Genomic DNA, 21,213 nt, shown 5'->3' on the forward strand with positions numbered 1-21,213 from the left:
CCTTTCATGCGACAAGCACGAACATTTTCGGATAATATTTTCTTGGTCATTAAAGGCTTGTGCATGGGAGCGGCCAACAAAGTTCCGGGAGTATCCGGAGGAATCGTAGCCTTTGTAGGCGGGTTTTACGAAGAATTTATCAATTCGCTTCAGAAGGTTAATGGCAAAGCCCTGGCATTTCTCCTTCGAGGCCGATTCAAAAGCTTGTATCAATATACCAACGGACAATTTCTTGTATTACTGATTCTGGGGATGCTCATTAGTTATTTCAGTATTTCCAAAATATTGGATTACTTTCTGGAAAAACAGGAATTGTTTGTGTGGGCCTCTTTTTTCGGTATGGTCATAGGATCCATATACTATATCGCCAAAGATTTTAAACATTGGAACAGAAAAACCTGTATTGCAGGAATCATTGGATTGCTCATCGGTATTTCCATTAGCTTTCTAAATCCCGCTACACAGAATGACAATTTGTTTTTTATTTTTTTCTGTGGCATTATCAGTGTTTCCGGGATGACCTTACCCGGATTATCCGGTTCTTTTATCCTTATTTTATTGGGCAATTATGTGTTGCTTCTTGTGGATTCGGTCAATGCTCTTTACGACACTTTTGCAGAGGTGTTTGTTGGTGATTTTAGCTTTACAAAGAATCCCGAACGTATGGAAACCTTAACCATCTTGGCCGTATTCACCTCTGGTTCTGCAATGGGTTTGGTAACCTTGTCCCATCTTTTGAGTTATGTTCTCAAAAAATTCAACCATATTAGCACGGCTGTGATTATTGGATTTATTACGGGTTCGCTAGGTGTTGTATGGCCTTGGAAGCAAACCATGTACAAAACCGCTGCTGATGGTAGTATGGTGACCGATTCCAATGGAAATGGAATCATTACGAATTATGAACGTTATTTTCCCGATGTTTCGGATATGAACACTTGGGTAGCGGTATTTTTCATCATTGTTGGGATAAGTATTTTATTAGGATTGGATTGGTATGGAAAAAGAAGAAAAACAGCTTAACCGCTTTGGACTTATTGGAAAAAACATTGCCTACTCTTTTTCAAGAGGTTACTTCGCGGAAAAATTCCAACAACTGGGCTTACACCATTATCACTACGACAATTTTGATCTCCAGCATATAGAACTGCTTCCTAAAATACTAGCTGACAACAAAAATCTGAAAGGTTTAAATGTGACCATTCCCTATAAAGAATCGGTTCTTCCTTATCTGGCTTCTCTGGATGAAGAAGCCGAACAAATTGGCGCCGTCAATACGATAAAATTCACCCCAGAAGGTTTAAAGGGCTATAATACCGATGTGCATGGTTTCAAAGCTTCCTTGCTCCCTTTTCTTAAACCCCAACATAAAAAAGCATTGATTTTAGGCACTGGGGGAGCTTCTAAAGCTGTAGCTTTTGTATTTAAATCTTTGCACATCCCCTATCTTTTTGTTTCCAGAAACAGGGGCAAGCACAAAATTTCTTATGCCGATTTGGATGCCAAACAACTTGCTTCACACACCATTATCGTAAACTGTACTCCTTTGGGAACATCCCCTAATATTGAAGAAAAACCGGCCATTCCGTATGAACACATCGGTACGGATCATTTGTTATTTGATCTTATCTACAATCCAGAAAAAACGGCTTTTCTTAAAGAAGGGGAGTCTCAGGGTGCACGTATTGCAAATGGGCATCGCATGCTCCAGTTACAGGCCGAAAAGGCATGGGAGATATGGAGGTCCTAGTACATTTTTGATTTATTTTCCCCATTTTTCTGTTAACATTTCCTAAAAGAAACTTTATTACCTTTGGAAATACAATAGTTGTTAGTATTTTAACAATTATTATATCAAAAAACGACAGATAAACATTTTAAGATGTTAGAGGACAAAGACGACGAACTACAAGATCATGTAGGGGGCGAAGAACATTTGGAAAATCAATCGACTTCTGAATCGGAAGAAAAAGAAAAAAACACGGAAACTACTGAAGAGTCTCTATCGACAGCGCATCCTGAAGATACACCTGCAACGGAAGTTTCTGAAGAAGATGGCAATGCTTCAACTGAAGAAACGGCAGTTGAGGAAGTTTCGGAAGATATTCCATCAGAGACCGCCACTTCTGCAGTAGATACTCCAAGCGAAATTCAAGAAGCAAAACAGGAAGCCCAATCAACTTCCGAATCCGAGCAACAAGAGGAGGTCTCTGAAAATATGGAAGCCCCTTCACCTGCAGCTTCCCAAGAAAACTTGGATACCTCAGCAACTTCCAAAGAAGAGTTGGCCGTAGGAGAAAGTACAACCTTGCCATCTTTGACAGAAAATGTTCCTCCGAACAAAACTTCTGAAAAGGACGAGGAGAACGGCATTGAGGAAATTGATGAAAGTAATGCGGAAGATGCCGAGGATGCCGATAATGAACACAGACATCACATACCTTTACTGGACTATCATTCCATGCCCATGGAAAATCTAGTTGGGGAACTGCAGAAATTGGTTCGTAACGAAAAAGTCCAGGCCATTAAAAAACATGTGGATGGCATTAAATATGAATTTGATTTAAAATTTCAGGAATTCCTTGAACATAAAAAAGAGGAATTCATAGCCAATGGCGGCAATGAGATTGATTTTAGATACAACTCCGTAACCAAAAGACAATTCAATGAAGTATATGGGGAATATCGTGAAAAACGCAATCAATACTACAAGAGCTTAGAACAAAACTTAAAAGAAAATTTAAGTAAACGATTGACTATCATTGAGGAACTGAAGAGTTTGATCAATGTTGAAGAAGATATTAATACGACCTACAAAAACTTCAAGAACCTTCAGGAACGCTGGCGCAATGCCGGGCCCATTCCCAGAACGGATTACAACAATGTATGGCGAACCTATCATCATCACATTGAAATTTTCTATGATTTTCTTCACCTTAATCGCGAGCTCCGAGATTTAGACTTCAAACACAATCTTGAAGAAAAACAGAAAATTGTGGAGCGTGCCGAAGCTCTGGCCTCAGAGCAAGATCTGGATAAGGCTTTTAGAGAACTGCAGACCTTACATAAAATATGGAAGGAAGATATTGGTCCCGTTGGAAAAGAACATCGGGAGGCCATTTGGGAGCGTTTTAGCAATGCGACCAAAGTAATGCATCAAAGAAGGCAAGATTATTTTAAAAACTTGGATAAGGTTTATGAGCAAAACCTAAGCGTTAAAAATGAAATCATAGCCTCAATTGCCAAAATTGCCTCAGAAACGGCAACCAATCATAGAGCATTACAACAGCAAATTAAGGAAATAGAAGCACTGCGTACTTCTTTTTTCAATGCAGGAAAAGTGCCCCAGAAAGTCAACGAAAGAACATGGAGTGCCTTTAAGGAAGCTGTACGCAGTTTCAATCGCAATAAGAATGCTTTTTACAAGAACCTGAAAAAGGAACAACAAGAAAATCTGGATAAAAAAAGAGCCTTGTTGGAACTTGCCATATCCTTAAAAGATAGCGAGGAATGGAACGCTACCACTCCCGAAATGAAACGCATTCAAAATGAATGGAAGAAAATAGGCCATGTTCCCCGTAAATATTCAGATAAAATATGGAATGAGTTCAAAACAGCCTGTAACCATTACTTTGATCGGCTGCATTCCCTTAAAAATGCGGCCCATGCCGAAGAGTTTCAAAATTTCGAAAAAAAGAACGCCTGTTTAGAGCGCTTAAGAGGATTTCAACTAAGTGGGAACAGACAAGAAGATGTTGCTACCATAAAAGAATTTATTGCAGAATGGAAGTCCATAGGACGCGTTCCCTTCAACAAGAAAAATATCAATGCGAAATTCAATAAAATCCTGGACGCCCTCTTTAAAAAGCTCGATGTGAGCAGACAGGAATCGGAATTGCTCAAATACGGTGATAAAATCCAACAATTGGCTAAAGCAGATAACGAGCGTGCCATCTATAACGAACGTGTTTTTATTCGAAGAAAGATAGATGAAAGCAAAAATGAAATTCGTCAACTGGAGAACAACCTTCAATTTTTCTCCAATGCTTCTGAAGATAATCCTTTGGTGAAAGAAGTGGTCAAAAACATTAACAGCCACAAAGAATCCCTTGAGACCTGGAAAGCCAAGTTGAAAAAGTTGAACATTATGGAAAATAACCTCCATAAAGAAGACGAAGCACAAACCGATTCCGAGGAATCTGCTCCCGAAGATGAATAATTAGGGACATTCTTGTTAAAAAACAATGATATTCCATTAAAATGAAGGATGTGCTGTTAGAAAAGCAATAAAATTGCGACCTAAGAAAGAAAATCTTCATTTATACATTTGCTATGATAAAAGGGATATTCACACGCCTAGGGTTCCTAGTATTTAGTTTTGTTTTTATACAAATTAACGCCCAAGAAAAAACTACACCTCAAAATCAGGACATAGAACTTGGAAAAGTAAGTTGGTATCGTGACTATCACGAAGCACTCCATAGTTCAAAAAAACAAAATAAAGCCGTATTAATATTGTTTCAGGAAGTTCCTGGCTGTGCTACTTGTAGAAACTATGGTCATAACGTATTGAGCAACCCTTTATTGGTAGAAGCTATAGAAAACGAATTTATCCCCCTGGCCATCCACAATAATAAGGGTGGCGCAGATAAAAAAGTACTTGACATCTACAATGAACCCAGCTGGAACAATCCAGTAGTCAGGATTGTAGACCAGTACGGAAAAGACGTAGTAGAAAGAATATCTGGCAATTATTCGGCCAAGGCCTTATATAACGCTATGGTGAGTGTCCTGAAACTGGAAAACAAACCTATTCCTGGATACATAAAACTTTTAGGAGAAGAGCTCTCAGCGGCAAACAGCGGTACTATTAAGGAGAAAACATACAAGATGTACTGCTTTTGGAGTGGAGAGAAACACCTCGGCAGCGCAGAAGGGGTATTACATACAGAAGCCGGATTTATGGGAGGTCATGAGGTAGTGCGAGTGAAATACGATTCAAAAAGAATCAGCGAGGAAGATTTAACGCAGTTTGCAAGTAATGCCGATATTTCTCCGATCAGCAGTGATCGTTCTTATAGACCCGCAACAAAAGATGAGGATTATTACTTGCAACATACTCCATTTAAATATTTGCCTTTAAGTCCTTTGCAAAGAACAAAAATAAATAGTGCAATTGGCAATAGATTGGATCCAATGCAGTATCTTAGCCCTAGCCAATTAAAATGGCTGGAACAACTGACAAAATCCAACAATAAAGAGAAAGTATTATTCAATCAATCCTTTGCGGAAGCATGGGAAATAAAATCTTCAAGATAGTTTTTAAGTCGTAATTAAAGACTCATTTTCACCAGGTAGCAGATGCGCAAACGCGCAGTTCCCTCCAACGCTACCGATTTTTAATGAGTTGGTATTCTTAAAAAAAAATCTTTATTTTCAAAAGATTCCTAGCTAGTCTATTAATTCCATTACCTTTGTCCGCTGATATCCAAAGGACATGACATTTAAAGACCTGGGAATTGTAGCTCCCATACTTAAAGCGCTGCAATCAGAAGGTTACTCCCACCCTACACCAATACAGGAACAATCCATACCTATTCTACTAAAAAGAAAAGACTTATTGGGTTGTGCCCAAACGGGAACCGGAAAAACCGCTGCTTTCGCTATTCCTATTTTGCAACACTTATATACGAATCCCCGTAAACAAGAGAGGCATCGCAAAATAAAAGCCCTTGTTGTTACACCTACAAGGGAACTGGCCATACAGATCGGAGAAAGTTTTACAACCTATGGACAATTTACCCTGCTTAGAAATACGGTAATCTTTGGAGGCGTTAAACAAGGGAAGCAGACACAGGCCCTTAAAAGAGGAATAGACGTGCTAATTGCCACCCCAGGAAGGCTCCTTGATCTTATGCAGCAAGGATTTATTTCTTTGAGAGATATTGAATATGTTGTTTTGGATGAAGCCGATCAGATGTTGGATATGGGTTTTATCCATGACATCCGTAAAATCATCGCAAAATTGCCGAAAGAACGGCAATCCCTTTTCTTTTCTGCAACCATGCCCAAGGCCATTGTAGAACTTTCTGGAAAAATCTTGGGAGATTTTGAAAAAGTAACCGTTAAGCCTGAACAGGCCACTGCAGAAAAAGTCACCCAAGGCCTATATTTTGTCAGCAAAAAAAATAAGGCCAAATTATTGGTCCACCTTATTGAAAAAGATCCCCAACGCTCCATTCTGGTCTTTTCGAGAACAAAACACGGTGCCAATAAAATTGTAAAGGTTTTGGGAAAAGCCGATATCAAAGCAGAGGCCATTCACGGCAATAAGTCCCAAACGGCACGACAAAAAGCCTTAGGAAACTTTAAAAACGGTGACACCAAGGTTCTCATTGCAACGGATATCGCCGCACGCGGAATAGATGTAGAAGAGTTATCCCTAGTCATTAATTATGACCTTCCCAATGTCCCGGAAACCTATGTTCACAGGATAGGCCGCACGGGACGTGCAAAAGCCAGCGGAATTGCCCTCTCCTTCTGTGCCGTTGACGAACGTCCCTATTTAAAAGATATTCAAAAACTGATCCGTCAGGAAATTCCACTAATGCCAGAGCATCCCTTTGTTCAGGATGATACGGAAGAAACTGAGCCTATTAAAAAACAGGAAAAACCAAAATCTAAAGGGAGCTCTTCTAGAAATCGGAATCGAAATAGAAATCGGAATCGGAATCGGAATCGGAATCAAAATCGGAAAAACACTTCAAAAAAACAGCGTCCCAATTCAAATGAAAGTAACTAAATAGCTTGGGGTGTAAGGGTCGCCCTAAAAGAAATTGACCGTTTTAAAGTCTTTATATTCCTAATGTGTTTTAATTTGAGGAATTATACCTTAATCAATAATTTTAGACCCGGAAGAATTATTAATAAAGATGATTAAATCATAATCTTCTTTTAAATCTGTCTCGTAGAATTCATTTGGGGTTTTCATTTGTCCTACTTGTCTAAAGTCAAGTTTTTCCAATAACCATTGAGCATGCACTGATTTTTGTGCTTTAACACTACGCAGATCAATAATGAAAATAGGAACATTAATAGTGTTGAAAAAATTTTCAAAAGTCCCGGTATACGATTCCTGTGCCTGATAGCTAGTCAACCCATTATTTCCAATGGCAGTGTAAGACCCTTTATGAAAGGCAAAACCAATGGATACATAGTCCTTTGCTAGACTATCGGACAATACATTCCCCATACCATACATAGTCCTTTGAATATGTGCATTATGTGCCCAAATAGCAATTTTTGCTTTTTTCTTTTGAGATCTTATCCACATAAGATTCTCCGCCATAAATGGGCCTCTTGTGAAAACTGTTTTATCAATATACTGCTCAATAATTCTGATGTTTTGATGAAGCCAGGACCGCTTTTTCTTACTTAAATTCAAATTCTTTAATGCTTGTCCTATTAGATTCAATTTTTCTTTAGCAATGAATTTATCTTCCTTAGAAATGGCGCCCATCCTAGAACCTAGATGTTGTTGTGAAGTTTTATTTAATATTTGTTTAAGAGCAGTTAAGATATTTAATACTGCATCATTATTTCTAAAGTTTTTTTCTAACTCCTTGATAGATTGATCATAGTATTGCATATCAAATCCCGTGAATTTTATTTTTTGCCCTGATACATTGTACAACTTCATCCATTCTACCATATCCAATACTTCCTGCGTGTTCCAAGTCCAAAAATGCATGCCTTTGATCAAATCCTTTGGATTTCCCTTTCCATCTATGATATAGTTATTGATCTTATAGGCTTCGGGCATATTGGCCTCCATAGAAAATATATCGAAATCTTTATTTTCGGCCAGAAATTTGATTATTCGATGCTTCATTTTGAATATTTCACTAGAACCATGGGTAACCTCTCCAAGTCCTACTACTTGGGCGTCTCCGATTAAAGCGTCTAGAATCTCAAGATCTCCGGAGGATTTTGTATTGGGGTCATAAGAAGATAAGGGGTATACATTCTTTTTTAGCCATTCTTTTTCTTCCTCTGTAAGTGCTGTTGATCGCGGTTGTATATCCTTGAATTCTTGGCCATCAATATGAATTTGAAAATTATCAAACCAGGCTGTTCCTTTTCCTGACAATAAACCTCCAAACTCAATTTCCGTAGCATTCTCATCAATGTTCAGTTTCAATGAGACTTCTTGCCAATCGTTTGAGCCTTGCAAACCTGTGTCTTCCATATTGTCAAATGCCAAATCCCCATTCGGACCAGTTACCTTCCACCAAAGACCAGCATAACCTTGGGTTATTGATTCCGTCTTCAAATACCCTTTGAACTCAATACTTTTACCTTTGACCAATTCAACTGGAAAGTATCCCGTAAAGGCTCCGAATGAATTTTCCTTTGGGGAATTACTTGCCATACGCAAGCTTTTGGCTAAACTATGTTTTTCGGTTTCATCCAACTCAGCAATATACCCAGGACAACTGCAATACCATTTTTTAGGAGTTGTTGATCCGTAAATTTCATATTCAAAGTCAAGATTTAAAAACTCTTGGGAAAGTGATGTGCCACTTAAACATATACAAAATATTAAAATTCGTATTCTCATAATATTAATTTAGATAGCTTCCATTTATGTATAAGGTTTAATGTATTGACGTACTTAAGCCTAATTTAACATAGAATGCAATCTTAAATCACTGTGAGGAAGTCAAACAAGATTCAAGGTTACTATAAAATTAGACCTATTTGTTTTGAGTGTTTGAATCTAAAACTAAAAAATCACTTTGTACTTATTTTTTTTCGTGCATAAATAGATTTGTAATATCTATACAAAAAATCATAACAGACCATCTCATTCAACCTGTTCTTTGATTTAAACAATCGATTCATTAGCATATGAATATAACTACTCATTAGATCATTAAAGTTCACATGCAACTGTTCTTTATTTCTAAAGTATAGTATTTGTTGTGCAATTGGTTTCATTTTTTCTCCATTTATTTTCAAAATCTCCAAAATAAGTTCATAATCTGGGTGGCTTTCTTTTGTAAATGTCATAAACTGCTCTATAATTGAGCGCTTTTTTCGATACTTATCGTCCAATTGTTTTTTCAACGGTCGCGACATCCCAAATTCTTTGCCAAAACCAGTTTTCAAGCCTTCCATTAAAACCAATTTTTCTTCAAGTAAATACATGAAGCAATTTAAAAGGTGGTCTATGGCCCTTAGGCCGAACAACCATCTTAATTCTTCACCTTCATCACCTTCAATGATATCTAAAAATTGAACAACGATAGCGCTGTCATAACAAAAAAGGGTTTCGGATAATTCCATAGTATTTTGGCCGTATCTTTCAATTTCCCTATTGTACGTATCCAGTTGTATTTTCCAAATTAGGTCTTGTTCTAAAAATTGACTTAAGGGGTCATAATACCTAGCAATAATCTTACCAACACCAATTTTATCAGTACAATGAAAACGAATACGCAGATGATGTTTAGGGTCTCCGTAGCGGATGAAAAACCATTTATCGATAATACCTTCTTGCATTAATTGCTCCGAAATTGGTTTAAAAATTTCTGTTAAAACTAAATCGGCTGTTTTATGACCAGTATATATTTTATAATAGAGCCATTCACTGCCAACACAAAAATTATACCGTGCTTCTTCAGCCATTTTCTTCTTTTTTTTGTGATCGTAATTTTTCCTCATTATAAAATGAGACTATGATTTGGTGCGTGTAGTAATCGCTATCAGATTTAACAATGCCATCGTTTCCAAACAAAAATTCAGTGAGCAGAAATTCCGGTCTATTTTTAACCGTATCCAATAGCATCAGAACCGAAGTATTATTTTCGAAGTTGACCAAAAGTTCGTTGTCACCATCGCTTAAAAGGACATACTGAGGTAATTTTAATCTTTTTCGAAATTCGTTAAGTATTTTTTGAAATACTTCGTTATTATTACTGTTGCTCTTCAAAGCTTCGACATCCTTATTTTTCAATTTCCATTTGGCTTTTTGCAATATTAAATTCTCATATTCTACCCTAGGAACAAAAGTTCTATTATTTTCTAAAAACCCAAAGTTAAAATAGATACTGCTTCTAAGGTTCTGAGTTTGCATATCGCAGAGAAATTGATAAATAGGTAAAGCATTGATAGAAAAGTTATGTGCATTTGATAAATGTGGCAATACCTCTTTGTTTATTTTTTTTGACCGTAATACAATTCGATCATTTTTGACCGAAATGAATAAGTCGTCCAATAGTATTTGATGGTCAGGAGCTAGATTGGATTTCGCTAGGTAGGGAATTTCATAGTCCCTAAATGAAGGTCGCATTAGAATATTGCCGGCTCTTGCTTCTGGCAAGTGTACAATTTCAGCAAGTATTTTATCCGGGTTAATTTCGCTTTCTATAGCGGTAATATTCTTGGTATGCTGGTTCAAAGCTTCATCACCATGACAGAACCTTCCGAGAAGATTAGCGGCACTTGAACCTCCAATTCCTGAAAACTGTACTTTTTCATTACCGTCTTCGGTAATAATTTCAATCATAGCAGAAATTGTATCCGGTAAATCATTCCATTGTAGTGGATAGTCTTCAAAATCTGTATTGGTCAAAATTATTTTTTGTCTTCCTTTTTTATCACATTCAATCAATTTACGCTCGAGAATCCCTTGAATACTAGTTTTGCTAAACGCAGTTTTGTTGTAGACGTCCTGCTTATAGGGTAAAACTATATCGTCTATAAGTGGATTAACATCTCCGTTTCCCCTGTCTTGAAGATATCCAATACCTGTTTCAACATCTAAGGCCTTAGCTAATGGAATTTCTCTTGCCTCATAACGTTCTAAAAACGCTTCTTTGAATTTGGATAAGTTGTTTTCTGCTGGCGGAGGGGTTAATTTATTTAATAATATCATTCCTTTTTTAATAGCTTCTACCACTTCAATAGAAAGTTTATTTTCTTTTGGTAGAAGCTCCATATCTGTTTGAAACAAATATTTAAGTTCAAATGATGTAGGGTATTCCTTTAGATATCGGGTAATAGCCATATATATTTCCGTATCATTGCCAATATGGTTATCCAGATGATTTAAATACTTTTCTATATTGCTTAAGAAATCGATTTCTTTGGTAGTCCCTTCTATTTTTTTTAAAATTCCATTTATCTGCGGCATAAATTCAGACCCTGATACCGAGGGTTCCAATTCGCTTACCAATAATTGGCTGTCCATTAGTTCACTGATAAAATTTTCCGCATCTTCTTCAGGGATATCATCTTCTGTCAAAAGCTTAATCAGATGATGTAAATAAGCACCTGAACTGGCATTAACGAGTATTTTTTGCAGATATTCAGAATTATCAACTTCTACAATATGATGATGTCTTCTGCTTTCTACATAATAGTATTCTATATACCTTAGTTGTTTTCCTGTACTATAAATACTTGAATTTGGGTAGTATCTAAGTTGTTCTCGAATTCCTTTCTTTTTTGATATATCGTGGGAAAAAGCAACCAAGTAGTTCATATCTAAGCGAGTATGCCTAGTGTTACTATGTGGCAATCCAATTTTGATGACCGTACTTGAGTGAAATTCTCCTAGGCTACAGCCAGCAAAAAGCCCGAAAGGAGTGCAGCGTGCAGTCATTCTAGTCAGGTATTTCAATAAAGAATACCGAATTTTTTTTTCTTTTTTCTTATCCAATTCTCCTTTAGCCCATTTCTCCATTTCAAAATAAAGTGAAGGAGAAGCCAAAAAGCAAGCTTCCTTAATCAATGGTTCCTCGTATACCTGTTTTAATGTACTATTTGGTATGGTAGTACCAGAAGTAAGTTTTTTATAAAAATCAAAACTTAATACAGGTGTCCTTAATACAAAACGAGGAAAGTGCTTATAAGGGTTTTTAATACGGCTCATTATATTTTAACTAATCATTAAACATTTATCCACGGTATTGAATTCTTATGGAATAGAGCAGTGGCTTCTATTTCAGTCTTAACCTTATCCTCTAACAAATTATTCAGGGGTCCAATTTTTTCTAAAATATAGCATCTCTCGTGCTCATTATAGCAATCATTAGAAGTTGCTTTTATAAGATGCACTAAAATCAAGATAAAATCGAAGCATTTGGAATAGCAAGAAAATAGTTGTTCTACGTAAAAAACCTTTAATCAATTAAAAGGGATTTGGACCATCCATTCGATTTTTTCATGATGTCTTCCATTAAGACCAAACCTATTCCAGTTATGCCTTCGAGCACAGACAATTCATTTTTCCATTTTTTACTACCTCCCATAAAGAATTTATACCCTGCGTATCCCGATTCATCATTCCCCATGGCGAACCCTAAATTCATCCAACGATTATATGCTTGTAGAAAATTGGGTTGGCCCGTACTATCATATGCTTGTTTAAATATCATAGCATTCCCAAAACTGCCATGGCAAATACATGCATCATGGACTAAATGTTCTTCGTGCCCTGTTCGATTCGCTGCGGAAAGAAGGGCTTTAATGCCCCAATCGGTTATTTCAGTGTTGCTAAGATGTTTTCCACATTGTAACAATACTTGTCCAACTCCTAAATCTCCATAACACCAAGCAACTCTACTTATCTTACTAGATGTTTTAGCCGTTAATTCATTCGGAAAATGAGATATTTCTCCTTCATCATTTTCAATTTTTTCAATGTATTTGATAATCCCAAAAATAAGATCAGTTACGTTTATCTCTAGCCCAGGACATTCATCAACCCATCTTAGATATGCTAATATGCTAGGTATACCATGCGCTAAGCCAATATCATAATAATTCTCCCGGACCGTATCTTCTGGCTTAAGTTTTCTTGACCACTTGATAGTATCCTGCTCATAGATCGCATGTTTTCGAAGTTCAACAATGAAGTCTTCTATGTATGTATAATATGTCTTCTTTAATACCATATCCTTTGTATTTTGGAATCTTCTTAAAAATACAACGGCATACCCTAGAGCTCCCTGCAACAAATCATAATTTCCATTTTCTAACAAAAACATCATCGTATTGTGAAGAAATGGATTTAACATTTTCATATTTTCCTCGACCTCAATATCGCAGTAATTATTAGAATCAATGAAATCAATACTCCATAAATATCCTGCAATTCCAGTACAATATGAGGCATTAGAGTAACCGTTTTCAATGGCTTCATTACAATTTAGAATAAGTTCAATGGCCTCATCATAGCTTTTTTCGTCATCTAAGAGGGCAGCGTACATGAATTTGAAGACTGCCGTTCCTGATTTACCCACCAGGAATCCTATGTGATCCTGTTCATACATATGCGCATCTAGAGCTTCATTAATCTTTCCTAGAAGTTTATGTTTTTCTTTAAGGTCAAAATCAGTGGAATTATAGCTTTCTAGATTTTTAAAATTCATCATTGGACATTTTTAATTCAAAAACTTTTTCAATTGATTTTATCTGCTTTTCGTTGTAAAACAAAACATTTTCACTCCAAATAAAATCAATCTTCCCCCAATCCATTGCACTTTCAACATCGGGGAAGAAACCTCTGCCTTTGTAATTGGCACTTGTATTAACTAAAACGGGAATTCCTGATAATTTATAATACTCCATCAATACGTTGTACATGGGTTTGTTATTGGAGCTATTTATGGTTTGAAGCCGAGCAGTTCCATCTGAATGGATGACTGCCGGTATTTTTGGACTCCAGTCCCTGTTGACCCTATGTTCAAATAACATATAGGGGTCAGTTCCCCCAGGAGTAAAAATTTTATTTGCCATAGATTCAATACATATAGGAGCTAGAGGTCGGTATTGTTCACGTTGTTTGAGATCGTTAATAATTACTTTCATTTGACTCGTGGTAGCGTCAGCGAGAATGCTTCGATTACCAAGGGCTCTTGGCCCCAATTCGGCATTATTGGTTAAAAAAACTACTGGTTTTTTTAGTTTAAATAATATATGGGCAAGCTGAGTAGGACTACAGTTGATCGATTTCCAATTAACCGAGTGGTTTATATCTTTTTTTCTTTTTAGATAAGGTCCTCTATACACATCCCAGTCAATCGATGCAATTTCATATTTATCATAAATGAGCGCTGCTGCAGCTCCAATTGAACTTCCTGAATCGTTTGGAAATGGAGGAATCCAAATATTTAGACCAAATGTTTTTCTAATCTTTGAATTCCATTTGATATTCAAAGCAGCACCTCCACTATAACAAAGATTTTCTGATCTATTCCCATCCCTTTTGAGTATTTTTCTTATCCCATTTATCAAAAGAGTTTCAATAAAGTAGTGAAAAGTAGTGATTATATCCTCGTCCCTATATTTTTTATCTCTTATATTACGAATGAATTTGGTTGCATATTGGTAAGGTATATTAGGCAGATTTTCAATTTTGCGTAAAGACGATTCCATCTCATCATAAACTTGATTTAAGGAGTTTAAAATTTCATTATTAATTTCCCCCAAGGCAACATAAGCCATGATTTTCCCTGCAATTGAAAGCTCATCTTTAATAACGTTCCCATTTTTTTTGTATGGGCCAAAATGTTGACAAAATATGGAATAAACGTTTGCTCCAAAATAGAAAGGAGAACCTAAATATTCCAAAATATCTTTCTTTGGATTGAAAAAATAAATCAAAGGAAATGTCCCACCATCCCAAACCATTAAATAAGCCGGATCACGCTTTTTTGAAAAGCTACTTGTTGCGTAACTTCCAATAAGATGGTTATATAAATGGGTTGTACTTGAATAAGGGTAATTCACACCTTTGAAAATAAAATTGTCAAAATTTACAATCTTTCTCAACTTATTTACATCCGAACCACCATATGGCGCCACTCGGAGTTTATATTCCTCAGGATGATCATAAATATCAATTTGGCCAGAATCTTGCCCTATCCAACCATCAACCGTAATGTGATCGAAATCCGACAGAGAATATTGATGGTCATTTAAGATTTGTTCAATATCTCGAGTATCATTTAATATTTTAAAACGGTTATTGTTATCCAGTTTTTCAAGTTCGATACAGAACTCTAAAGAATCTCCATTTACAACACTAATAGAACCATCATGTGTTAGTTTAAGAGCTAATATTTTCATATTTTTAAATAATTTAATTTCAATGAATGGCTTCTACTAATAACAAAATAAGAAAATTATCAATTCAATCAATTCAGGGATTTGATAAGGAAATAGGAATATTGATATCCCAATTAGAATACGTACGAGAAATGACATATGGCTTAGTTGAAAAGCTAAGTATGGACGCCTTGGATTATAGGTTAAATAATCAATTTAATAGTATTGGGACGATCTTATTTCATGTCGCTGCATTGGAATATTCTTCTATTATAAAATTTGTTTTAAAGAGACCACTCACCGCGGAAGAATACCATCATTACTTTTATGGATTAACCGGTAATTTAATTCATAATCAAATGAAAGAAAAAACGATTGATTTTTATTTACAAGAACTTGAAATTGCAAGAAAGCTAACGTATGCCAAATTATCAGAATTAAAAGATCCGTGGTTAAGCATAAAAGACAAGCAACTTGAAAATACATATGATGTCAATAACTATTTTTATTTAAGACATATTGCTGACGATGAACTCAGTCATCAAGGTCAAATAAAATGGATTATTTCTTCCTATAAAAAAACCTCAAACAATTAGTGTTCGAGGTCTACTAATAATAAGAATAATCTTTCATTAAAATTATTTTATCTAGCTAGATCAATTAATCCGCCACCACCACCACCAAGGGAGCAAATTTGTGGATGTCCACAAGACTGTGCGCATGTATTTGTACAAAGGCCATTGCATGAGGTCATAGGACTGTCTGTGCACGTATAAGTGCCTCCCCCTGCAATATTTTGCATTGTACCTCGGTTCAATTTTGAAACTGTTGTTTTTTTAAGTCTTAGAGACTTTAAATTTTTCTTCATATTTTCTGTAGTTTTACGACTTTAAAACATCAAGATAGAAATTAATCTAGAACAAACCTAATAATAACAGAAATATTTTCACGATTATAGTTAATATGTAGTATAGGATTACACCTTTAACCTACAGAAAAAATGGTATTATCGTAATTTCTTTAATAATTAGAACAATTTTTCTAAAAAATCAAGTTTAATGCTAAGGTCTAAATCTGGTAGAATCCGAGCTAAGCGATATTCTGCGGATGACAATCACACCAGCTTGCACTGAAATTTCATAGATTAAAATAGTAAAGCAGATTGACAAATAGTTAAGGGGTGTTAAAAGACATTATTACCCTGATCAAAGGACTATATTTTTGAATATTGCCCTGTTTAAAATAAAAGTACTCCCATATTTCGAAAAACCTGAATTGTACAATTTCATAAACAATTTAGGTGGTCATATGCTAGCAATTACCCAAAGGCATGTGATACTTTCTAAGAAAGGCAAACTAAAGGAAATACAAGGCTTAAAACTTTTTTGAAACCCTTGGGTATCATGCAATTTGTTCCATCAGGAAGCGTTTCTGTTTTGAAAGATGAAATGGTAGTATCCCCCTTACTTCAAACAAAAAAAGAAACGAGTTGCATAAATAGAGATGTGGTTACTATTGCAGAACCCGCTGCCCTAATAATAATTATTGGATGGCTTATTAAATGAGGAAGTTAGGCTAGAACCGTTGTTTCTGTTGAAAGCACTCCTCTCAAACTTACAGCTATAATCGTATACTATGTACTCCGTAAAGATTCAGACGACCATCTTCCCTGTTTGTACAACAAGGTCAAAGCTTATTTGGCCACGTTCACCGATCGAGTTTCCCGTATCACTGTAACTTTCACCTGTCCCGGATAGGTCATATCCGTTTGTATTTTTTGTGAGATTTCAAAAGAAAGTTGCGCTGCTTTGTCATCACTCACCTTTTCGCTTTCAACAATAACACGAAGTTCTCTTCCCGCTTGAATGGCATAGGCCTTCTGCACCCCGCCAAAACCAAAAGCAATATCTTCCAAATCCTTCAATCGTTGAATATACGAATCCAGCACTTGTCTCCTAGCACCCGGTCTTGCACCACTGATGGCATCACATACCTGCACTATAGGCGAGATCAAGGTTTTCATTTCAATCTCATCGTGGTGTGCTCCTATGGCATTACAAACATCGGCTTTCTCTCCGTATTTTTCTGCCCATTGCATTCCCAATATCGCGTGGGGTGTCTCCACCTCAGCCTCTGTATTGGGCACTTTACCAATATCATGCAATAAACCTGCCCTTTTAGCCAATTTAGGATTTAATCCCAATTCTGCAGCCATTACGCCACATAGTTTTGCAACCTCTCTGGAGTGCTGCAGCAAATTTTGTCCATAAGAAGATCGATATTTCATTCTCCCTACTGCCCGAATCAGTTCTGGATGTAATCCATGAATTCCCAAATCGATCACCGTTCTTTTTCCGACCTCAACAATTTCTTGTTCTATCTGTTTTTCCGTTTTACGAACGATTTCTTCGATACGTGCGGGATGTATTCTTCCATCGGTCACCAGTTTATGCAGGGATAAACGCGCCACTTCCCTTCTAACGGAATCAAAACAAGATAAGATAATGGCCTCTGGAGTATCGTCTACAATGATTTCCACCCCAGTTGCAGATTCAATAGCCCTAATGTTTCTTCCTTCACGACCAATGATTCGTCCCTTGACATCATCTGACTCCAAATTAAAGACCGAAACACAATTTTCAACGGCCTCCTCTGTACCAATGCGCTGAATGGTATTGATGATAATTTTCTTGGCTTCTTGTTGCGCCGTTAACTTGGCTTCCTCCATACTTGACTGCATATACGTCATTGCATCGGATTTTGCCGTCTCTTTTAGCGATTCCAACAATTGACTCTTGGCATCATCCGCAGACAAACCTGAAATGACCTCCAATTGTTGTATTTGACTTTTGTGCAGTTTTTCTACTTCAGATTGCTTTTTTTCGTAGAAATCCCTTTTGTATTCAACCTCCTTTATTTTGGCATCCAGTTGTTCGTTCTTCTTCTTGCTCTTCGCCAATTCATTGCTCACTTGGGATTCCTTGTCCCTGGTTCTCTTTTCGGCCTCCCCTATCTTCTTGTTCTTGTTGACAATAACTTTTTCGTGTTCTGCCTTTAATTCCAAAAACTTTTCCTTCGCCTGAAAAATCTTGTCTTTTTTAATGCTCTCTCCTTCAATTTTTGCTTCCTTAAGGATTCCGGAAGCTTCTCTTTTTGCATTGGATATGGTTTTTGATGCCTTTCCTTTTTCCAGAAATTTTGCAATGACAAATCCAATTGCGATGCCGACTACAACACCTCCAATGATTAATAATATTGTATTATCCATGATTCTGTCTGTTAAGTAATCATTCCCTGTGAAAACCACTGGGAATGTATGCCAACTGTTAAAACTATTTGTTCTTCAGTAAAAACATCAAAAGCCTTTTCTTCAAAACAACTTAAAAAAAAGCCCACATCGGGGAAGTTTTGTACAAACTCCAAAAAACAGGTTTAGGGCTAACAGACTGCTCAAGGATCCCTATAACTAGTAGGGCCTGCTTTTACAACCTAAACTCACCCTTTTTAAACGAATTAGCGTTGAGTTTGTCAAAAATAATACCAATGTGGGCAGTAATTTTAATGCTATTTAAAAGAACTTATTTTATTCCAAGCTTAGAATTCACCAATTGATCTAACGCTTTTAAGCGATCGGTAACATCTCTGGTGTCCTCTGCCTTATCTATCCCTTTTTGCTCTATTTTGGATGCAAATTGCAAGGCACACATGGCCAATACATCCTGTTTATCCCTTACAGCATAGTTCTGTTCAAACTTTTTTGCAAGTTGCTCTATATTTTTTGCAGCTTTACGCAATCCTTCTTCCTGACTAGGGTCAATGGTCAAAGGATAAACTCTATCCGCAATTGAAAGCTTTATCTTGAGCTTTTCTGACATAGTATTTGTTGTACATCAATCGGACAATTGTGCAATACAATGGTCCAATTCCCGTATCAATGTATTTATTTTAAGCTTAGCTTCGGTTTTATTTGTATTACTGCCTAGCATTGAATTTGCCATTTTGAGTGCGCTGTATTTTTCTTCCCATTCAACAACTAATTCTTTGGTTGCATGGTGGTCATTTTTCAATTGAACCACTTCCTCTTCCAATTTCATATTAGTTTGGTTAAGCAACTCCAATTTGTGCAATAACTTACTAATCTTGTTTTCCAGGGAATCTACAATTTCAACTAATTCACTCATCCGCAAACGTCAATGCATTTTAAACAAAGTTAACATTCATCTTCAGACTTCGCAATAGTTTTATGAATTATTCTTGAAGTATTACTTTAAGTAGCTCGTATTTTTCTGCCTTTCAGGGAGATTTACCGATTCCCTACTATAAAATGGACTTTGTTCTTAAGAATTCTTTTTCAATTAAACGGTATTAATTACTTTCGTACTAATATCATTGGATTATGAGAATACCCCACTTAAGCTTCATCCTACTTTTTACCTGCACTATGGTTTTGGGTCAAAAAAACTATCCGCAAGACGCATTCCGTTCCCCTATGGATATTCCTTTGGTATTGGCCGGCACCTTTGGAGAGTTGCGATCCAATCATTTCCATTCCGGAATAGATATCAAAACAAAACAGCGTCAAGGTTTGCCCATATACGCTATTGGAGATGGCACAGTTACCCGGATTAAAATTTCGCATTGGGGTTATGGGAAAGCCTTATATGTAGCCCACCCCAATGGTTATACTTCGGTCTATGGACATCTTCAAAAATTCTCTCCGGATTTGGAAGCCTATATCAAAAAAATACAATATCAAAAAAAGTCCTATACCGTAGAAGTTTTCCCGGACTATGGGGAGCTAAAAGTAGAAAAAGGGGAACTTATTGCCTACAGTGGCAATACCGGTGGTTCTTCGGGGCCCCATCTGCATTTTGAAATAAGAAGCAGTGTTTCCGAAAAACCCACCAATCCCTTACTCTATGGCTTAGAGGTCAGAGACGCCACAAATCCTATCCTAACAGGATTATATGGGTATCCTTTATCCGAAAATGCGCAGGTAAATCAGAGCAATCACAAAGTACAATTGAGTTTTACACGTCAAAAGGATGGGACTTTCCTAGCAGACAAAGTAAAAGCCACGGGCACTATTGGTTTTGGATTCAATGCCTACGATCGGCAGGACCTTGCCGCCAATAAAAATGGTGTTTACCAAGTACAACAGAAAGTCAATGGAAAGGTGTATACAGATTACGATTTTGAGACCTTTTCTTTTTCCGAGACGCGCTATATCAATACCTTGATCGATTACGAACATTTTGGAAAATCCCGTCAGCGCATTCAACGTTGTTTTAAGGTTCCCGGAAATGCCTTGAGTATTTATAACACTTTGTACAATGAAGGAAAAATTGATGTTGAAGAGGGGTTGAGCTATACTGTGGAAATCTTGCTTACCGATCTGGAAGGAAACCTTACCAAGGCCATTATTCCCGTTGAAGGAAAAAAAGAAGCCTTGATTTCCAACAAGAAACCTATCTCGACAAACGATTATGTAATCGCTAAAAAACCCAACAATTTTGATTTGGGAGGAGCTCAAGTATATTTCCCAAAAAACACCTTTTATGACGATTTTTATATCGATTTAAAAAAGGGTAAGGACACCGTGGGCATCCATGACAATAGTGTTCCTGCACATCGGAATTTTACCATTAGTTTTGATACCTCCAAATACACGGATGCCGAACGTAAGCAACTTTTTATAGCACGCTTGGACAATAGATTAAAACCTAGTTATGCCTCTACGTACAAAAGAGGAAACACTTTCACCACAAGAACAAGAAATTTAGGAACATATACCTTGGCTATGGATACCATTCCGCCCAAGGTAAAGGCCAAAAATTTCAAGGAAAAACAGTGGTTGACCAACTATCACTATCTCAGTTTATCCATATCTGACGACCTCAGCGGTATCAATACCTATTCGGCTACACTGAACGGGGATTGGATTTTAATGGAGTATGAGCCCAAAACAAGGACCCTTACTTATAATTTTGATGATAAAATCCTCAATAAAAAACAATGTGAACTTAAAGTAATTGTTACGGATAATGTGGGAAATTCTACTACCTTTACCCGTAGCTTTTTTAGAAAATAAGTCAT

16 protein-coding genes and 1 other RNA gene are annotated in these 21,213 nt (G+C 36.6%); 7 read left to right on the forward strand and 10 right to left on the reverse strand.

Annotated elements, in window-relative coordinates; all coding sequences use genetic code 11:
• The first annotated feature begins 6 nt into the window (after positions 1–6).
• The 5 genes from ACEXOE_RS17075 to ACEXOE_RS17095 all read left to right on the forward strand — a co-directional run bounded on the left by ACEXOE_RS17075 (position 7) and on the right by ACEXOE_RS17095 (position 6,802).
• Positions 7–1,023, forward strand: coding sequence for a DUF368 domain-containing protein (locus ACEXOE_RS17075; protein WP_394750044.1), 1,017 nt, complete (start codon positions 7–9; stop codon positions 1,021–1,023).
• On the forward strand, positions 998–1,750 hold the full coding sequence (locus tag ACEXOE_RS17080) for a shikimate dehydrogenase family protein (RefSeq protein ID WP_394750045.1): 753 nt from the start codon (positions 998–1,000) through the stop codon (positions 1,748–1,750). Before ACEXOE_RS17075 ends, ACEXOE_RS17080 begins: the two co-directional genes overlap by 26 nt.
• Positions 1,751–1,882: 132 nt before the next feature.
• Positions 1,883–4,219 carry a DUF349 domain-containing protein gene (locus tag ACEXOE_RS17085; RefSeq protein WP_394750046.1) on the forward strand — a complete coding sequence of 779 codons (2,337 nt, stop codon included), beginning with the start codon at positions 1,883–1,885 and terminating at the stop codon, positions 4,217–4,219.
• Positions 4,220–4,332: 113 nt separating this feature from the next.
• The gene (locus ACEXOE_RS17090) at positions 4,333–5,319 is read left to right on the forward strand and encodes a VPGUxxT family thioredoxin-like (seleno)protein, type 2 (protein ID WP_394750047.1); all 987 of its coding nucleotides are present in this window, start codon (positions 4,333–4,335) and stop codon (positions 5,317–5,319) included.
• A 178-nt stretch (positions 5,320–5,497) separates the two neighbouring features.
• A complete protein-coding gene (locus ACEXOE_RS17095) occupies positions 5,498–6,802 on the forward strand; it encodes a DEAD/DEAH box helicase (protein ID WP_394750048.1) in 1,305 nt (434 codons plus the stop codon).
• Between the two features lie 90 nt (positions 6,803–6,892).
• On the opposite strand, the gene ACEXOE_RS17100 is transcribed toward ACEXOE_RS17095, so the two are convergent.
• From ACEXOE_RS17100 to ACEXOE_RS17120, 5 genes are all read right to left on the reverse strand, one after another.
• Positions 6,893–8,620 (reverse strand): erythromycin esterase family protein, encoded by a 1,728-nt coding sequence (locus ACEXOE_RS17100; RefSeq protein ID WP_394750049.1) that lies wholly within the window; start codon positions 8,618–8,620, stop codon positions 6,893–6,895.
• A 173-nt stretch (positions 8,621–8,793) separates the two neighbouring features.
• On the reverse strand, positions 8,794–9,690 hold the full coding sequence (locus ACEXOE_RS17105) for a thiopeptide-type bacteriocin biosynthesis protein (protein ID WP_394750050.1): 897 nt from the start codon (positions 9,688–9,690) through the stop codon (positions 8,794–8,796).
• The gene (locus ACEXOE_RS17110) at positions 9,683–11,938 is read right to left on the reverse strand and encodes a lantibiotic dehydratase family protein (RefSeq protein ID WP_394750051.1); all 2,256 of its coding nucleotides are present in this window, start codon (positions 11,936–11,938) and stop codon (positions 9,683–9,685) included. Before ACEXOE_RS17110 ends, ACEXOE_RS17105 begins: the two co-directional genes overlap by 8 nt.
• 250 nt (positions 11,939–12,188) lie before the next feature.
• Positions 12,189–13,442: a lanthionine synthetase LanC family protein gene (locus ACEXOE_RS17115; protein WP_394750052.1), complete on the reverse strand. Its 1,254-nt coding sequence runs from the start codon at positions 13,440–13,442 to the stop codon at positions 12,189–12,191.
• The gene (locus ACEXOE_RS17120) at positions 13,429–15,138 is read right to left on the reverse strand and encodes a carbamoyltransferase N-terminal domain-containing protein (RefSeq protein ID WP_394750053.1); all 1,710 of its coding nucleotides are present in this window, start codon (positions 15,136–15,138) and stop codon (positions 13,429–13,431) included. Before ACEXOE_RS17120 ends, ACEXOE_RS17115 begins: the two co-directional genes overlap by 14 nt.
• 26 nt (positions 15,139–15,164) lie before the next feature.
• Between ACEXOE_RS17120 and ACEXOE_RS17125 the strand changes: the two genes are divergently transcribed.
• Positions 15,165–15,713 (forward strand): DinB family protein, encoded by a 549-nt coding sequence (locus ACEXOE_RS17125; protein WP_394750054.1) that lies wholly within the window; start codon positions 15,165–15,167, stop codon positions 15,711–15,713.
• Between the two features lie 47 nt (positions 15,714–15,760).
• Here ACEXOE_RS17125 and ACEXOE_RS17130 read toward each other — a convergent pair whose 3' ends face one another.
• From ACEXOE_RS17130 to ACEXOE_RS17150, 5 genes are all read right to left on the reverse strand, one after another.
• Positions 15,761–15,985, reverse strand: a complete 225-nt coding sequence (locus tag ACEXOE_RS17130) for a class I lanthipeptide (protein ID WP_394750055.1) — start codon at positions 15,983–15,985, stop codon at positions 15,761–15,763.
• Between the two features lie 825 nt (positions 15,986–16,810).
• The gene (gene rny / locus ACEXOE_RS17135; protein WP_394750056.1) at positions 16,811–18,385 is read right to left on the reverse strand and encodes a ribonuclease Y; all 1,575 of its coding nucleotides are present in this window, start codon (positions 18,383–18,385) and stop codon (positions 16,811–16,813) included.
• A 146-nt stretch (positions 18,386–18,531) separates the two neighbouring features.
• A non-coding RNA gene (gene ssrS / locus ACEXOE_RS17140) (6S RNA) lies at positions 18,532–18,642 on the reverse strand.
• 53 nt (positions 18,643–18,695) lie between these two features.
• On the reverse strand, positions 18,696–18,992 hold the full coding sequence (locus tag ACEXOE_RS17145) for a cell division protein ZapA (protein ID WP_394750057.1): 297 nt from the start codon (positions 18,990–18,992) through the stop codon (positions 18,696–18,698).
• 15 nt (positions 18,993–19,007) lie between these two features.
• Complete coding sequence (locus ACEXOE_RS17150) at positions 19,008–19,298, reverse strand: hypothetical protein (protein WP_394750058.1); 291 nt, start codon at positions 19,296–19,298, stop codon at positions 19,008–19,010.
• A 215-nt stretch (positions 19,299–19,513) separates the two neighbouring features.
• Between ACEXOE_RS17150 and ACEXOE_RS17155 the strand changes: the two genes are divergently transcribed.
• Positions 19,514–21,208, forward strand: coding sequence for a M23 family metallopeptidase (locus tag ACEXOE_RS17155; protein WP_394750059.1), 1,695 nt, complete (start codon positions 19,514–19,516; stop codon positions 21,206–21,208).
• Positions 21,209–21,213: the final 5 nt, after the last annotated feature.

The organism is Spongiimicrobium salis, from assembly GCF_043678055.1.
Classification (GTDB): Bacteria; Bacteroidota; Bacteroidia; order Flavobacteriales; family Flavobacteriaceae; genus Spongiimicrobium; species Spongiimicrobium salis.

Excerpts from the sequence above, each read along its gene's own strand:
- ACEXOE_RS17075 (WP_394750044.1), top strand. The coding sequence starts at position 7 with ATGCGACAAGCACGAACATTTTCGGATAATATTTTCTTGGTCATTAAA.
- ACEXOE_RS17080 (WP_394750045.1), top strand. The coding sequence starts at position 998 with ATGGAAAAAGAAGAAAAACAGCTTAACCGCTTTGGACTTATTGGAAAA.
- ACEXOE_RS17085 (WP_394750046.1), top strand. The coding sequence starts at position 1,883 with ATGTTAGAGGACAAAGACGACGAACTACAAGATCATGTAGGGGGCGAA.
- ACEXOE_RS17090 (WP_394750047.1), top strand. The coding sequence starts at position 4,333 with ATGATAAAAGGGATATTCACACGCCTAGGGTTCCTAGTATTTAGTTTT.
- ACEXOE_RS17095 (WP_394750048.1), top strand. The coding sequence starts at position 5,498 with ATGACATTTAAAGACCTGGGAATTGTAGCTCCCATACTTAAAGCGCTG.
- ACEXOE_RS17100 (WP_394750049.1), bottom strand. The coding sequence starts at position 8,620 with ATGAGAATACGAATTTTAATATTTTGTATATGTTTAAGTGGCACATCA.
- ACEXOE_RS17105 (WP_394750050.1), bottom strand. The coding sequence starts at position 9,690 with ATGGCTGAAGAAGCACGGTATAATTTTTGTGTTGGCAGTGAATGGCTC.
- ACEXOE_RS17110 (WP_394750051.1), bottom strand. The coding sequence starts at position 11,938 with ATGAGCCGTATTAAAAACCCTTATAAGCACTTTCCTCGTTTTGTATTA.
- ACEXOE_RS17115 (WP_394750052.1), bottom strand. The coding sequence starts at position 13,442 with ATGATGAATTTTAAAAATCTAGAAAGCTATAATTCCACTGATTTTGAC.
- ACEXOE_RS17120 (WP_394750053.1), bottom strand. The coding sequence starts at position 15,138 with ATGAAAATATTAGCTCTTAAACTAACACATGATGGTTCTATTAGTGTT.
- ACEXOE_RS17125 (WP_394750054.1), top strand. The coding sequence starts at position 15,165 with ATGGCTTCTACTAATAACAAAATAAGAAAATTATCAATTCAATCAATT.
- ACEXOE_RS17130 (WP_394750055.1), bottom strand. The coding sequence starts at position 15,985 with ATGAAGAAAAATTTAAAGTCTCTAAGACTTAAAAAAACAACAGTTTCA.
- rny (WP_394750056.1), bottom strand. The coding sequence starts at position 18,385 with ATGGATAATACAATATTATTAATCATTGGAGGTGTTGTAGTCGGCATC.
- ACEXOE_RS17145 (WP_394750057.1), bottom strand. The coding sequence starts at position 18,992 with ATGTCAGAAAAGCTCAAGATAAAGCTTTCAATTGCGGATAGAGTTTAT.
- ACEXOE_RS17150 (WP_394750058.1), bottom strand. The coding sequence starts at position 19,298 with ATGAGTGAATTAGTTGAAATTGTAGATTCCCTGGAAAACAAGATTAGT.
- ACEXOE_RS17155 (WP_394750059.1), top strand. The coding sequence starts at position 19,514 with ATGAGAATACCCCACTTAAGCTTCATCCTACTTTTTACCTGCACTATG.